The sequence below is a fragment of the Micromonospora sp. NBC_01740 genome (assembly GCF_035920365.1).
In the GTDB taxonomy this organism is placed as follows: Bacteria; Actinomycetota; Actinomycetes; order Mycobacteriales; family Micromonosporaceae; genus Micromonospora; species Micromonospora reichwaldensis.
The window spans coordinates 5,559,289-5,573,853 of the sequence record NZ_CP109150.1 but is presented as its reverse complement, the minus strand read 5'-3'; the positions used below and the strand labels follow the sequence as shown (position 1 = coordinate 5,573,853).

At 74.8% G+C, this 14,565-nt stretch carries 13 protein-coding genes; 8 read left to right on the top strand and 5 right to left on the bottom strand.

Annotated elements, in window-relative coordinates:
* Positions 1-14 precede the first annotated feature (14 nt).
* Entirely contained in the window at positions 15-1,253 is a 1,239-nt protein-coding gene (locus tag OG989_RS24655) for a hypothetical protein (RefSeq protein WP_327028610.1), read from the top strand.
* Positions 1,254-1,305: 52 nt separating this feature from the next.
* Here OG989_RS24655 and OG989_RS24650 read toward each other — a convergent pair whose 3' ends face one another.
* Entirely contained in the window at positions 1,306-2,556 is a 1,251-nt protein-coding gene (locus OG989_RS24650; RefSeq protein ID WP_192581310.1) for an MFS transporter, read from the bottom strand.
* 65 nt (positions 2,557-2,621) lie between these two features.
* Between OG989_RS24650 and OG989_RS24645 the strand changes: the two genes are divergently transcribed.
* The gene (locus OG989_RS24645) at positions 2,622-2,861 is read left to right on the top strand and encodes a hypothetical protein (RefSeq protein WP_327028609.1); all 240 of its coding nucleotides are present in this window, start codon (positions 2,622-2,624) and stop codon (positions 2,859-2,861) included.
* Positions 2,862-2,873: 12 nt separating this feature from the next.
* On the opposite strand, the gene OG989_RS24640 is transcribed toward OG989_RS24645, so the two are convergent.
* Entirely contained in the window at positions 2,874-3,221 is a 348-nt protein-coding gene (locus tag OG989_RS24640) for a histone-like nucleoid-structuring protein Lsr2 (protein WP_132234604.1), read from the bottom strand.
* Positions 3,222-3,357: 136 nt separating this feature from the next.
* Complete coding sequence (locus OG989_RS24635) at positions 3,358-3,999, bottom strand: response regulator transcription factor (RefSeq protein WP_151453526.1); 642 nt, start codon at positions 3,997-3,999, stop codon at positions 3,358-3,360.
* A gap of 58 nt (positions 4,000-4,057) precedes the next feature.
* Between OG989_RS24635 and OG989_RS24630 the strand changes: the two genes are divergently transcribed.
* From OG989_RS24630 to lon, 5 genes are all read left to right on the top strand, one after another.
* The gene (locus tag OG989_RS24630) at positions 4,058-4,789 is read left to right on the top strand and encodes a sensor histidine kinase (protein ID WP_327028608.1); all 732 of its coding nucleotides are present in this window, start codon (positions 4,058-4,060) and stop codon (positions 4,787-4,789) included.
* 86 nt (positions 4,790-4,875) lie between these two features.
* Complete coding sequence (locus OG989_RS24625; RefSeq protein WP_151453524.1) at positions 4,876-5,745, top strand: manganese catalase family protein; 870 nt, start codon at positions 4,876-4,878, stop codon at positions 5,743-5,745.
* A gap of 67 nt (positions 5,746-5,812) precedes the next feature.
* Positions 5,813-6,919, top strand: a complete 1,107-nt coding sequence (locus OG989_RS24620) for a putative manganese transporter (RefSeq protein WP_151453523.1) — start codon at positions 5,813-5,815, stop codon at positions 6,917-6,919.
* A gap of 23 nt (positions 6,920-6,942) precedes the next feature.
* On the top strand, positions 6,943-7,200 hold the full coding sequence (locus tag OG989_RS24615) for a hypothetical protein (RefSeq protein WP_327028607.1): 258 nt from the start codon (positions 6,943-6,945) through the stop codon (positions 7,198-7,200).
* Positions 7,201-7,238: 38 nt separating this feature from the next.
* Positions 7,239-9,569: an endopeptidase La gene (gene lon / locus OG989_RS24610; RefSeq protein WP_327028606.1), complete on the top strand. Its 2,331-nt coding sequence runs from the start codon at positions 7,239-7,241 to the stop codon at positions 9,567-9,569.
* Positions 9,570-9,657: 88 nt separating this feature from the next.
* Here the strand turns inward: lon and OG989_RS24605 are convergent, their stop codons facing one another.
* Entirely contained in the window at positions 9,658-11,454 is a 1,797-nt protein-coding gene (locus tag OG989_RS24605) for a DEAD/DEAH box helicase (protein ID WP_151453520.1), read from the bottom strand.
* A 113-nt stretch (positions 11,455-11,567) separates the two neighbouring features.
* Here OG989_RS24605 and OG989_RS24600 point away from each other — a divergent pair, with 113 nt between their 5' ends.
* Positions 11,568-12,095 carry a 2'-5' RNA ligase family protein gene (locus tag OG989_RS24600; RefSeq protein WP_151453519.1) on the top strand — a complete coding sequence of 176 codons (528 nt, stop codon included), beginning with the start codon at positions 11,568-11,570 and terminating at the stop codon, positions 12,093-12,095.
* A gap of 172 nt (positions 12,096-12,267) precedes the next feature.
* On the opposite strand, the gene OG989_RS24595 is transcribed toward OG989_RS24600, so the two are convergent.
* Entirely contained in the window at positions 12,268-14,487 is a 2,220-nt protein-coding gene (locus tag OG989_RS24595; RefSeq protein WP_327028605.1) for a family 43 glycosylhydrolase, read from the bottom strand.
* Positions 14,488-14,565 lie beyond the last annotated feature (78 nt).

The window sequence follows — 14,565 nt, the reverse complement described above, 5'->3', positions numbered from 1 at the left end:
AGGAGAGCAATTCGATGCGCAGGTCCACACGGGCGCGCCGGTCATCCGGTAGCGCGCGGAGCAAGCGACTGCTGGCCGTCGTCGGCACGCTCGCGGTCTTCGGCGGGATCGTCGCCGTGACCCAGATCTCGTCGGCCGAGGACCGGCGGCCGACCAGCACCCGACCGGCCTCCGCCGCCTGCGTGGAGCCCAGCCCGGGCGCGACCGCGCCGAGCGGGCGGGGCACCAGCCGGACCTGGCAGGACGGCCGGTGGGTGCGCAACCACTGGGGGGACGGGCAGCAGTCGGTCGCCGAGTGCGAGCAGACGCGGGGCGGCGGCGCCGACAACGGCGGCTCGGCCGTGGCCTGCCCGGACGTGTCCAGCCGGCTGCCGCGGGTGCCCGACCGCGCCCGCGCCGAGGTCGACCGGAACCTGAACCTGCTGCAGACCCAGATCGCCGAGGCGGACCGGCGGCTGGCCGCCGAGGGCCGGCGGGGCGAGGAGTTCGTCCGCACCTCGATCCTCCAGCCGCTGGCCGGCAAGCGCCGGGCGACGCTGGAGCGGATCACCATCGCGATCGACCGGGTGGGCCCCCGGCCGCAGGGCCTGGCCCGGCTCGCCGAGTGCCAGGTGGCGCCGACGGGTGGCAACAACGGCGGTGGCAACAACGGTGGCGGCAACAACGGCGGCGGTAACAACGGTGGCGGCAATGGTGGGCCCGGTGCCGGGCTGGGAGTGATCGCGAACGACTGCGAGGACAGCCGGTTGCAGCCGCACGACGGTTTCCAGAACGGCAACCGCTGCGTCAGCACCGCGTTCGGCGAGGTGGGTCCCGCGGCCGACAATCCGTCGCTGCTGATCACCGAGTTCCCCGACCGGGTCGGGGCGAACCAGCCGTTCACCCTCCGGGTCTCCACCCGCAACCTCGTACGGGACCGCTTCCTGGCCGCTGGGCAGGGCGGGTACTACGTGGAGAGCTCGCTGCTCAACGAGCAGGGACTGGTGCGGGGCCACTTCCACACCGCCTGCCGGATGCTGGGCAGCCTCCGGCAGCCGCCGCAGCCGCAGGAGGTGCCGGCGTTCTTCGTCGCCACCGAGGACAGCCGTGGTGGCGCCGAGCCCGACGACGTGACCATCCAGATCCCCGGGCTGCCCGGATCCGGCACCGCCCAGTGCGCGGTCTGGGCCGGCGACGGCTCGCACCGGGTGCCGATGATGGAGCGGGCCAACCAGACGCCCGCCTTCGACGTGGTGCGCATCCAGGTCGGCTGACGACCGCCGCGGGGCCGTCCGGGCGCACCCTGGCGGCCCCGCGGCGGCGCGTTCACGCCAGCGCCGCGGCCTCGCGCGGGGCGGCGGGCGCCGCGGCGGCCCGCAGGGCGGTGATCCGCCGGGCCCGGGGCCGCACCGCCAGGAGGTTGCCGGCGGCCACCAGCAGGGCCAGCCCGAACAGCCCCAGCCAGAGGACGTCGGTGGAGAACCGGGCGGCGACCAGGCCGCCCAGCGTCGGCCCGGCGAAGCTGGCGAAGGCGTGACCGAGCGAGTAGACGCCCTGGTAGCGGCCGCGCTGGGCGGCCGGCGCCAGGTCGGCGGTCAGCGCCGAGTTCGACGGGGTCATCAGCATCTCGCCGAGCGTCCAGACGCCCACCGTCAGCGCGTAGAACCAGACGGCGTCGGCCAGCGCGGTCAGGGCGAAGCCGGCGCCGATCACCACGACGGCCACGGCGACGGTGCGGGACCGGTCGAAGCGGCCGATCAGGCGGGGCACGAAGAGCTGCCCCAGCACGATCATCAGGCCGTTGACCGCGATGACCGGCCCGAAGGCCGACGCCGGCAGCCCATCGGCCTGCAACGCCACCGGCAGCATCGCGCTGCTCTCGATGCAGAGCCAGGCCAACCCGGTGAGGGCCGTGAAGGTCAGGAAGACCCGGTCCCGCAGCACGGTGCCGAGCCCGCCGGAGTCGACGCGGGCGACCTGCGCGACGGTCACCGGGGCGGGGCGCGACTCGGGCACGGTCAGGCCGATCAGCGCGGCGGTGCCGAGCAGTACCGCCGCGTTGATCGCGAACAGCAGCAGCGGCTCGACCCGGACCAGCAGGCCGGCCACGGTCGCGGCGACGGCGAACCCGATGTTGATCGCCCAGTAGTTCAGTGTCAGCGCGCGCAGGCGGTCCCGTTCGCCCACCACGTCGATGACGGTCGCCGTGAAGGCCGGCCGGGCGACGCCCAGGCAGAGCCCGAGCAACAGGGTGAGGGCCGCGATCGCCACGGGGTGCCCGCTCAGGCCCAGCGCCAGCGCCGCCGCCGCGGCGGCCACGTTTCCGGTCAGCATGGCGGGCCGCCGCCCCCACCGGTCCGCGACGATCCCGCCGAGCACGCCACCGGCCGCGCTGCCGGCTCCGTGCAACCCGATCACGATCCCGGCGTACGCGGGACTGAGGCCGCGTACCGACACCAGGTAGACGCCGAGGTAGATGGCGACGAAGCTGCCCAGCCGGTTGATCAGCGTGGCCGACCATAGGTACCAGAAGACGCGGGGCAACCCCCCGGCCGTCTGGCTCCACCATCGCGTCATCCGCCACCCCCGAGATCCGCGCCGGTAATGCTCGACAAAGCTGTCGCTCATTACACTCGGGAAGTGTGGCGGCCCGGCTGCGCGCCGGGGCGATCGTGGCGATGATCACGCTCGCCGGGCCGGTGAACGGGCCGTTGTCGGCCGATCCGAAGCGACCCGGCGACCCGGCGATGGTCGAAGTGCAATCGTGGCGGGCCGGGAATGGGCCCGCTGGCGGGCGCGGGTCGTGCGAATGGATCGCCGTGGGAAAGACCGGCGGGGCCGCGCTGATTCCTCAGCGTGACCCCGCACCAGCCCGAGCGTGAGCCCGGCGCCGGTCAGCGGTTCTTGTACGCCTCCACGACCTCGACCGGGATGCGGCCGCGCTCGGAAATCTTGTAGCCGTTCTTGGTGGCCCATTCCCGGATGGCCCGGTTCTGCTCGCGGTCCATTCCCGAGCCGCCCGGCGTGCCTGCCCGCCGGGGCGCCCGCCCGGTGTCGGCGGTTCCGCGACCGATCCGCCGGCCAGCGTTGATGTAAGGGTCGAGGGCCTTGCGCAGCACGCCCGCGTTCTCGTCGGATACGTCGATGGTGTAGGCCACGCCGTCCAGACTGAACTCGACGGTCCGGTCGGCCTTTCCACCGTCGAGGTCGTCGGTCAGGACCGTGATTACTTTTCTCGCCATCGTCAATTACTCCCTGTGTGGGGCGGGGTGTGGTCAAAGTTTGACCTATCCCACGGCTAATCCGCAACAATGCGCGTCGTCCTCATTTCGGCGCGTCGCGTTATCGCGGGAAAACGGCTCGGCGCAAAGCCCGGGGTCAGTCGCCGAGCAGACCGGCGTGACCGGCGAGCGCCGCCGCCTCGGCGCGGGTGGAGACCCGCAACTTCCGCAGCAGCGCGGCGGTCATCCGCTTCACGGTGCGTTCCGAGACGTGCATCCGTTCGGCGATCTCGACGGTGCTGCGGCCCGCCGCTATGGCCTTGAGCATCGCCCGTTCCTCGTCGTCCAGATCGACCGGGGTCGCCCGGCCGGTACGCAGCAACGCACGGAGCAGGTGCCCCGGCAGCACCGCCCAGCCGTCGAGGACGGCCAGTAGCGGGGGCAGCAGTTCCTCCGGCTCGGCGGTCTTGGGCAGGAAGGCCTCGGCGCCGGCGCGCAGCGCCTCCAGGGCGGGAGCCGGGTCCTCCGCGCCCGACATGGCCACCACCCGCACCCGAGGCGTGGTGCGCCGGATCGCCGCCACGGCCCGGATCCCGCCCGGGGGCGGCATGTGCAGGTCGACCAGCGCCAGGTCGGGCAGGCAGCGGCTGACCAGCGAGGCGGCGGCCGACGCGTCGCCGGTGGAGCCCACCACCTCCGCCCGCCCGTCGGTCGTGGCCGGCAGCAGCAGTTCCAGCCCGCGGACGAACAGCGGATGGTCGTCCACGACGGCCAACCGGACGGCGGGGGGAGCGGGCATGCCTGGTCCGTTCCCGAGCGGGTACCGATCATGCGGCCGAACGAGGGAGGTCGGGCGGATGCGCGGACGGCGCGGGGGGCGGGGACCGTTGCGGCTGCTCCCGCGGGCAGGGCCCGAACCCGGTCCGGCCGACCCGGCGGCCCTGGACACCGACCCGGAACTGCTGCTGCGTGTGCTCTGCCACGAGTTCCGCACCCCGGTCAGCGCCCTCACCTCGCTCACCCGGGCGCTCGCTGACGAGAGGCTCCCGCTCACCGGCGACGACCGGCGCGCCATCACGGCACTGGCCCACGAGCAGGCCGTACACCTGCAGGGCCTGCTGCGGGACGCCGCCGCCGGCACCGGGGCCCTCGCGCCGGCGGCGGACCCGGCGGCGCCGTTGGCGCAGGTCCTGCGCGGTGCGGCGGCCCTCGTGCCCTCGCACCGGCGGCTGACCGGGGTGACGCGGCGGGCCGGGGGCTGCCCGGTGCCGCGGCGGCGGACCCGGCAGGTGGTGACCAACCTGGTGGAGAACGCGCTGCGGCACGGTCCGGCCGAGGGCCGCGTCGGCATCCACGCCGCGCTCGGCCGCTCCGGTCTGCGCATCGTCGTCACCGACGAGGGTCGGGTCGACCCGACCCTCGTCGAGGCGCTGCGCCGGCCCGCTCCCGCCGCCGGGGCCTCCGGGCTGGGGCTGTGGATCGTCCGGCGGCTGCTCGCCGCCGACGGCGGACGGCTGCGCCTGCACCGGCTGCGACCGCGCGGGGTGGCCCTCGAGGTGGTGCTGCCCGCGTTCCCCGCGACAGGTTGACCCCGTCGGGCCGCCGGTTGGCCCGATAGGGCCGGCCGTCGTGGGAACCGCCCCGGTGACAGCCCGACCGGCACCGAGGAGGACACGTGTTCAGCCACATGAAGGATCTGCAGTTCGAGGCCAAGCCGGACGGCCCGGACGCCGCGTTCGCCCGCCGGCTCCAGGAGATCCTGGGCGGCAAGTGGGGCGAGATGACCGTCGCCAACCAGTACCTCTACCAGGGCTGGAACTGCCGCCTGCCCGGCAAGTACAAGGACCTCTTCCTCGACGTCGGCACCGAGGAGATGGGCCACGTCGAGATGATCGCCACGATGATCACCCGGCTGCTGGAGAACGCACCGCTGTCGTTGCAGGAGGCCGCCGCCGACAACCCGATGGTGGGCGCGATCTACGGCGGGTCGAACCCGGCGCACTTCATCCACGGCGGCGGCGGAGCGCTGCCGACCGACAGCAACGGCGTGCCCTGGAACGGCGCCTTCATCACCGCCAGCGGCAACCTGATGGCCGACTTCCAGCTCAACGTCACCGCCGAGGCGCAGGGCCGGCTCCAGGTGGCCCGGCTGTTCAACATGACCGACGACCCCGGGGTCAAGAACATGCTGCGCTTCCTGCTGGCCCGCGACACCATGCACCAGAACATGTGGATGGCGGCCATCGAGCAGCTCAAGGAGGACGGCCTGGAGGAGATGCCGGTGCCCGACGCGTTCCCGGACTCCAAGGAGTTCACCGAGCAGTTCAGCTACACGTACCTGGACTTCTCGCCGGGCACCGACGCGTCGGAGGGGCGCTGGGCGTCCGGGCCGGCGCCCGACGGCAAGGGCGAGTTCCGCTACGACCACAGCCCGCGCGCGCACGCGCCCGAGCCGGTCCTGCCGCCCGGCGACCCGCGGCTCTACGGCACGAACCCGGGCCTCGCCAAGGGCGCCGTCAACAAGGTCAAGAGCAAGCTCACCTGACGCCGTCGCGCCGGGTCGTCCGCGAGCGGCGGACGGCCCGGCGGCACCGTACCGGAGGAGGTGTGCCGTGACCGAACTCGTGCTCCGCCCGCTCGCGGACGCGTTCATGCAGGTGGGTGTCTACGTCGCCGTCATGGTGGCGCTCTTCGGCTGGCTGCGCTGGCGCCACGGCGACCGGGTCACCGACGGGCTCACCAGCCGGCCCCGGCTCGGTCCGCTGGTCGGCGCCCTGCTGGGCGTCAGCCCCGGCTGCGGCGGGGCGATCATCCTGATGCCGCTCTACGCCCGGGGGAAGGTCTCCTTCGGCACCGTGGTCGCGGCCCTGGCGGCCACCATGGGGGACTCGTCGTGGGTGGTGCTCGCCTGGAACCCCGTGTTCGCCCTCAAGATCCACGCGCTGCTCTTCGCGGTCGGCCTGGTGACCGGGTACGTCGTCGACGCGCTCGGCATCGACCCGGCCCGCGCGGTCAACCACCGGGTCGCCGCCGCGCCCGCGCCGGCCGGCCTGGCCGCCGCGGGCGGGCCGGACCTGGCCGGCTCGCGGCGGCTGCTCGGCGGGCTGCTGCCCCGCGTGCCGGCGTCCACGGCGTTCTGGGGGCTGACCACGCCGGCGTTCGCGGTGTCGGTGCCGGTGGTCTTCCAACTGGTCGACCCGGGCGCGCTGACCCGATCCTTCGGGGGCGTCGACCCGTACCTGGCGCTGGGGGTGCTCGGCACGCTCACCGCGGCGCTGATCTTCGCCGGAGGGCGGGGGAAGCTGGCCGACGACAGCCTGGAGACCGCGCAGCCCCGCTCGTTGCGGGAGACGTTGCGGCACAGCGCGCACGAGGCGTCCTTCGTCACCGTCTGGGTGGCCGTGGCGTACCTGGGCTGGCAGGTGGTGACCACCACGACGGGCTTCGACGGCTCCCAGCTCGCCCTCACCGGGCTCGTCGGCGTGCTGGTCGGCGCCGGCATCGGCCTCATCCCCGGGTGCGCGGTGCAGATCGTCTTCACCGGCCTGTACGTCAGCGGCGGCCTGCCGCTGCCCACCCTGGTCGCCAACGCGATCAGCCAGGACGGCGACGCGCTGATCCCGCTCGCCGCGCTGCGCCGGCACTCGGCGGCGCTCGCCACCGTCGTCACCACCGTGCCGGCGGCAGCCGTCGGCGCCGCCCTGCTCGTCCTGCTCTGATCCCGTACGGAGGGGAGATCCCGATGTCCGTCGCGATCCCGATCGCCCGCACCCGTCGCAAGCTCCTCGTCTTCGCCGTGCTGACCGGCGTCGCCGCGGTGGCCGGCCTGCCGGGCTGGACCGTCGCCGCACTGGCGCTGACCTGCCTGGCGATTCCGCTCGCCGTGGCGGTCGCCGGGGGCGGCGGCCTGGCGCGCGAGCTGCTGCGCCCGCAGCGCCGTCCCACGGGCGGAGGTGGCCTGGGTCACAGCCCGGAACAAGGGGAACGATTTGTTACTTGAGTTGGACACGCTCAACTCAACGCGATAGCAGGTGTTCGATGGCAACTCTCCCGGTACTTCCCCTGACCGACGCCGTGCTCCTGCCCGGCATGGTCATCCCGGTGACCCTCGACCCGACCACCCAGGCCGCCGTCGACGCGGCCCGCGCCACCGGTGACCACAAGCTGCTCGCCGTGCCCCGCCTCGACGGCGAGTACGGCCCCGTCGGCGCGGTCGCCACCATCGAGAAGGTCGGCCGGCTGCCCAGCGGCGAACCGGCCGCCGTCATCCGCGGCCTGTCCCGCGCCCGGATCGGCTCCGGCGTACCCGGGCCCGGCGCCGCCCTCTGGGTCGAGGCGACCGAACTCGACGAACCCGCCCCCGCCGGCCGCGCCCGCGAACTCGCCCGCGAGTACCGCGCCCTCATGACGTCCGTGCTCCAGCAGCGCGGCGCCTGGCAGGTCATCGACGCCATCGAGCGGATGACCGACCTCTCCGAGCTGGCCGACTCGGCCGGCTACGTCTCCTGGCTCAGCCTCGCCCAGAAGACCGAGCTGCTCACCGCGCCGGACGTCACCGCCCGGCTGGAACTGCTCGTCGGCTGGGTGAAGGACCACCTGGCCGAGCAGGAGATCGCCGAGCAGATCAGCACCGACGTCCGCGAAGGGCTGGAGAAGTCCCAGCGGGAGTTCCTGCTCCGCCAGCAGCTCTCCGCCATCCGCAAGGAACTCGGCGAGGACGAGCCGGACGGCTCCGCCGACTACCGGGCCCGCGTGGAGACCGCCGACCTGCCCGACAAGGTCCGCGAGGCGGCGCTGCGCGAGGTCGGCAAGCTGGAACGCGCCAGCGACGCCTCCCCGGAGGCCGGCTGGATCCGGACCTGGCTCGACACGGTGCTGGAGATGCCGTGGGGCACCCGTACCGAGGACGACACCGACCTGGCCGCGGCCCGCGCCGTGCTCGACGCCGACCACGCCGGCCTGGCCGACGTGAAGGACCGCGTCCTGGAGTACCTCGCCGTGCGCAACCGGCGGGCCGAGCGCAACCTCGGCGTCGTCGGCGGCCGGGGCTCCGGCGCGGTGCTCGCCCTCGCCGGCCCGCCCGGCGTCGGCAAGACCAGCCTCGGCGAGTCGATCGCCCGCGCGCTCGGCCGCAACTTCGTCCGGGTGTCCCTCGGCGGTGTCCGCGACGAGGCCGAGATCCGCGGCCACCGGCGCACCTACGTCGGCGCGCTGCCCGGCCGCATCGTGCGCGCCCTGCGCGAGGCCGGCTCGATGAACCCGGTCGTGCTCCTCGACGAGGTCGACAAGCTCGCCGCCGGCTACTCCGGCGACCCGGCCGCCGCCCTGCTGGAGGTGCTCGACCCGGCGCAGAACCACACCTTCCGCGACCACTACCTCGAGGTCGACCTCGACCTGTCCGACGTGCTCTTCCTGGCCACCGCCAACGTGGTGGAGGCCATCCCCGGGCCGCTGCTGGACCGGATGGAGCTGGTCACCCTCGACGGCTACACGGAGGAGGAGAAGGTCGCCATCGCCCGCGACCACCTGCTTCCCCGGCAGCGGGAGCGGGCCGGGCTCACCGCCGAGGAGGTCGGCGTCGCCGACGACGCCCTCGCCCGGATCGCGGGCGAGTACACCCGCGAGGCCGGCGTACGGCAGCTCGAACGGGCGCTCGCGAAGATCCTGCGCAAGGTCGCGGTGACCCTGGCGACCGACCCGGCGCCGGTCCGCGTCGACACCGACAACCTCGCCACCTACCTCGGGCGGCCGAAGTTCACCCCGGAATCGGCGGAGCGGACGGCGGTGCCCGGCGTGGCCACCGGCCTGGCCGTCACCGGCGCGGGCGGCGACGTGCTCTTCATCGAGGCCACCAGCATGGAGGGCGAGCCGGGGCTGACCCTGACCGGCCAGCTCGGCGACGTCATGAAGGAGTCGGCGCACATCGCGCTGTCGTACCTGCGCTCCAACGGGCGCCGGCTCGGACTCGACCCGAACGCCCTCGCCGGGCGGCGGATCCACCTGCACGTGCCGGCGGGCGCGGTGCCCAAGGACGGCCCCAGCGCCGGTATCACCATGGTCACCGCCCTCGCGTCGCTGGCCAGCGGCCGGCCCGTGCGGCCCGAGTTCGGGATGACCGGCGAGGTGACCCTCTCCGGCCGGGTGCTGCCCATCGGCGGGGTGAAGCAGAAGCTGCTCGCCGCCCACCGGGCCGGCCTGACCGAGGTGATCATCCCGGCCCGCAACGAGCCGGACCTCGACGACCTGCCCGCCGAGGTCCGGGAGGCGCTGACCGTGCACACCCTGGCCGACGTCGCCGACGTGCTCGCCCTGGCGCTGCGCCCGGCCGACGCCGACACCCGCCCCGACCCGGCGCTCGCCGCCGCCTGAGGCGTCGAGGAAGGGGCCCCCGCCACGCGGCAGGGGCCCCTTCCTTCGTCCAGGGCGCGGGAAGGGGAAGGCCCCTGCCCACACCGTCCTAGCGGCGGTCGCGGCGGTCGAAGTCCCGGTCGCGGCGCTCGCGCCGGTCGGCCCCGTCGAAGCGGCGCTCGCCGCCGCCGTCGCCGTCACGGTCCCGGCGTACGGTCGCCTTGCGGCCCTTGATGGTGCTGCCACGCAGCCCGGCGATCACCTCGTCGGCGATGCTCTGGGGCACCTCCACCAGCGAGAACCGGTCGGCGATCTCGATCGAGCCGATGTCCCGGCCGCTGACCCCCGTCTCGCCGGTGATCGCGCCCACCAGGTCCTGCGGGCGGACCCCGGCGCGCCGGCCCAGCCCGATGAAGACCTGGGTGGTGCCGCCGGTGCGGGGCCGGGCACCGCCCCGGCGCTCGCCCCGGCCACCGGCCTCCGGCCGCCCCTCACGCGGGCCCCGGACGGGGACCTGGGGGATCTCCTCCTCGTCGTCCGAGCCCGGCGACGTCGCCTCGTGCGCCAGCTTCACCGCCGCGAGGGCCACCTCCACCAGGTCGAACTCGTCGGTCAACGACTCGACGATCGCCCGGTACGGGTCGAGGTCGTCCTCCAGCAGGCTCTCCCGCAGGGCGCCCTGGGTCAGCTCCAACCGCCGGGTGCGCATGTCCGCCACCGTCGGGATCTTGTCGATGGCGATGCGCTGGCCGGTGACCCGCTCGATGGTCTTGAGCATCCGGTGCTCGCGCGGCTCGGCGAGGGTGATCGCCACGCCCTCCCGCCCGGCCCGGCCGACCCGGCCGATGCGGTGCACGTACGACTCGGGGGCCGACGGGACGTCGTAGTTGACCACGTGGGTGAGCTGCTCGACGTCCAGGCCGCGGGCGGCCACGTCGGTGGCCACCAGCAGGTCCGCGGTGCCCGTGCGCAGCCGGCCCATCACCCGGTCGCGCTGCTCCTGGCTCATCCCGCCGTGCAGCGCCTCGGCCCGGTAGCCCCGGCCGTTCATGGTCTCGGTGAGCCGGTCGACCTCCTCGCGGCTGCGGCAGAAGACGATCGCCGCCGTGGGGGACTCGACGTCCAGCACCCGGCCCAGCGCCGCCGGCTTGTGCGCCCGGGCGACGATGTACGCGCTCTGCCGCACCCGGGGCGCCTCGCCGGCCACCGGCTGCTCGCGGGCGATGAGGATGCGTACCGGGTCGGTCAGGTGCTTGCGGGCCAGCCCGTCGATGCGCGCCGGCATCGTCGCCGAGAAGAGCACCGTCTGGCGCTGCTCCGGCGCGTGCTCCAGGATCGCCTCGATGTCCTCGGCGAAGCCCATGTCGAGCATCTCGTCGGCCTCGTCGAGCACCACCGTGGCCAGCGAGCCCAGGTCGAGCGTGCCCCGGGCGATGTGGTCCAGCGCGCGGCCCGGGGTGGCGACCACGACGTCGACCCCGAGGTCCAGGGCGCGCAGCTGCCGGCCGATCGGCTGCCCGCCGTAGATCGGCAGCACCCGCGCGCCCAGGTCCTTGCCGTAGCGGTGGAACGCCTCGGAGACCTGCACCGCGAGCTCGCGGGTGGGCACGAGCACGAGCGCCACCGGGGCGCCGCCGGGCCGGTCGTCGGGCATCCGCTGCAACAGCGGCAGCGCGAAGGCGGCCGTCTTGCCCGTACCCGTCGCGGCCTGGCCCAGCAGGTCCCGACCGGCCAGCAGGGGTGGGATGGCCTCCCGCTGGATCGGAGTGGGCTCCTCGTAGCCCAGGGCGGTCAGCGCGCCCAGCAGCTCGGCGCGTAGTCCGAGGTCCGCGAAGGGGCTCGTGTCGTCGAGGGCGTCGGGGCCGGGCTCGGTGGGCGGGTCGTGCCGTACGGGTGCGGAACTCATGCCGTCAAGCTTTTCATCACCGCCGCGACGCCGTTTCGCCGACCGGCACAACGAGCACCCGCGCGGCTCCGGCGGGCGCCCGTCGCCGTGCTCCGGCGGGCTAGCCTGGCGGCGTGCGTACGGTCGAACTGGTCTGCTCGCCCGACCTGGAGGCCGCCGTGCGCGGCGCCTGGGAGCGGCTGGCCGCGGTGGGGCTGCCCAGCCTGGCCCGCAACGCCCATCCGACGAACCGGCCGCACCTGACCCTCGCCGCGGTCGACGAGTTCCCGCCCGGCGCGCAGCGGCGGCTGGCCGACCTGTTCGACGCGGGGCTGCCGCTGCCCGTGCGGCTGGACCGGATCGCGGTGCTCGACGGCAGCGCCCCGCTGGTGTGGCTGGTGCACCCGTCGCCGGAGCTGACCGCCCTGCACGCGTCGGTCTGGGACGTCCTCGCCGGGGCCCCGGGGCAGCGTCCCTGGCACGCGCCGGGGCACTGGCGTCCGCACCTGAGCCTGGCGCTGCGCTTCCGCGACGCCGATCGCCGGCTGGCCCGCGCGGTGGCGGGCGTCGACCGCCCCGACGGGGCCTTCGTCGCCGGGCGCAGCTACGACGGGCAGAGCCGGACGGTCAGCCCGCTCGGCGGCGCCGGCCGCCGCACGTGACCGGCGGGGGAGCCGCCCCGGCCCCGCCGCCGGCCCGCCGCACGTGACCGCCAGGCGTGCCGTGCCGGCCCCGCCGCCGGGCGCCGTACGTGACCGCCGGGGTGCCCCGCCGCCAGGCGCCGGGAACGGGATCGGGCCCCCGCCGTCCGGCGGGGGCCCGATCGTGCGGGGGTCAGCGGTGGAAGCGCAGGTAGTCGAAGTGCGCGGTGACCGCCGGGTCGGCTCCGCCGTGCGCGACCAGCCCGATCCGGGGGGTGGTGTCGGCCGGGAAGGTCCACACCCCGCCCCACGTCCAGTTCCGCCCGTCCCGGCTGGAGCCGGCCCGGAACTCGTGCTCGCCGGTGGCCGGGTCGACCCGGTGCGCCAGCCGCAGCCAGGTGGTGGTCGCCGGGGTGCCGACGATGTTGCCGCCGTAGACCGGCTGGCCGGCGAAGGGCAGCTCGTAGCCGTACTCCACCTGCCTGGTGTTCCAGATCGCGACCTGCGCCAGCCGGGCGAAGCGGTCGTCGTCGACGTAGGCGACCAGCCCGGCCTGCTGGTAGTTGCGGACGGTCTCCTCGCCGAGGTCCAGGGTCACCTTCGTCTCCACGACGTAGTCGCCGCCCGGCGCGTCGCGCAGCAGCACGCCGGCGGTGTTGCCGGTGCCGGTCAGGTCGGCGCCCTGCACCGGCCAGCGCAGCGCCCCGCCGGACACGGTGGCCGCCGGGTCCGGCCGGACCCACCGCCACGCCGGGTCCAGCCCCCCGGTGAACTCGTCGGAGAACGCCGGCAGCAGGCGGCCCGCCCGCGGTTCGGCGACGGCGTGGCGCACCGGCCGGTGCAGCCGGGCGACGCTGACGTTGTCGAACCCGGCGGCCCCGCCGGTCGCGGTGAGCGTGAGCCGCCCGGCCACCGGCCGCGCCAGCCGCAGCGACACCGCCGCCAGCTGGTCGCCGAGCCGGGCCGGGCTCAGCTCGGCCACCAGGTCCCGGCCGCGTACCTCGACGGCGAGGTGGTGCCCGGCCGCGGCGTCGAAGCCGGCGGGCAGCGGCGCGCTCGCGGTGCGCCCGCCGTCGGCGGCGACCAGCCGGCCGGCGGCGGCGTCCACCCGCACCGAGACCCGGTCGCCGAGCGTGAGACCAGCCGTCCCGGCGGCGGGAAGCCGCAGGTCGGCCTCCGCCCGAAGGTCCCCGCCCACGGTCGTACGGCTGGTCAGCGCGCCGCTGCCGGTGAGTCGGCCGTCGGCGACCCGCCAGTCCCCGGAGCCGAGTCGCCAGCCGGCCAGCCCGGCGTCGAAGCGCTCGTCCACCCGGCCGGTGGTGACCGGCGCGGGCCGGGGGCCCTCGGAGGGGCCGGCACCGGCGTTCACCGTCGGCCAGCCGTCGATCCAGTCGAGGCGGTCCAGCAGCATCGGCCGCTCGTTGATGCCGAACGGCTCGTCCAGGTACGGGTCGGCGCGGTCGATCGCGTGGTAGACGATCCAGTCCTGGCCGGAGAGGTCGGTGAGGAAGCCGTTGTGGCCGGTGCCGATCCACCGGTTGCCGTTCTGGGTGAGCACCGGCGTGCCGCCGGCCCGGGAGGCGGTCAGCGCGACGCCGTCGCGGTCGACGAACGGCCCGCGCGGGTCGCGGGACCGGCCGACGTGCACGGAGTAGCCGGTGGCCGGGCCGGCGCAGCAGTTTGCCGTGGAGGCGAACAGGTAGTACCAGCCGTCGTGGCGCACCACGTGGCTGCCCTCGAACTTGTTGTCGACGGCGACCAGGGTGGGTGAGCCGACGGCGCGAAGCCCGTCGGCGGAGAGCTCGGTCACCGAGATGCCGCCGTAGTAGCTGCCGTGGTAGAGGTAGTGCCTGCCGTCGACGTCGGTGAACTGGCTCGGGTCGATGGTCCACAGCCAGCCCCCGCCACCGCCGGGGCGGGGCGCGACCACGGGCTCGTCGGCGAAGGTCCACGGGCCGGTCGGGGTGGGCGCGGTGGCCGCCCCGACGGCGAAGTCACCCCCGTCGGGGGACACGGTCGTGTCGGTGACGGTCACGTACATGACCCAGCGATCGCCGACCCGGCGCACGTCGGGGGCCCAGAAGCCGGCGCCGGGAGCCGCGTACGCCGGGCGTTGGCCGGCGCCGAAGGCGTCCCCGACGTACGTCCAGCCGACCAGGTCGGCCGAGCGGGCGATCGGGACCCCGTGGAACGTCCCCTCGCCCTCGCGCAGTGGGTCGGTGGTGCCGTAGGCGTACCAGAAACCGTCCTCACCGCGGACGATCACGGGGTCGGCGAAGGTGTCGGCGAACCCGGCCGAGACGGGGTTGCGGTAGCGGGGCTCGGGTGCGGCGGCGGCCGGCGCGGACGCCGTCGCGGCCAGGACCAGACCGACGACGGCGGCGAGCGCCCCGGCGCGGCGGAGATGTCGCATCAGACCTGCCTCGGGTGCGGGAGTTCGATCAGGATCGGTGCGTGTCCGTTTGTACAACGTTGGATACAACGTTGTAAA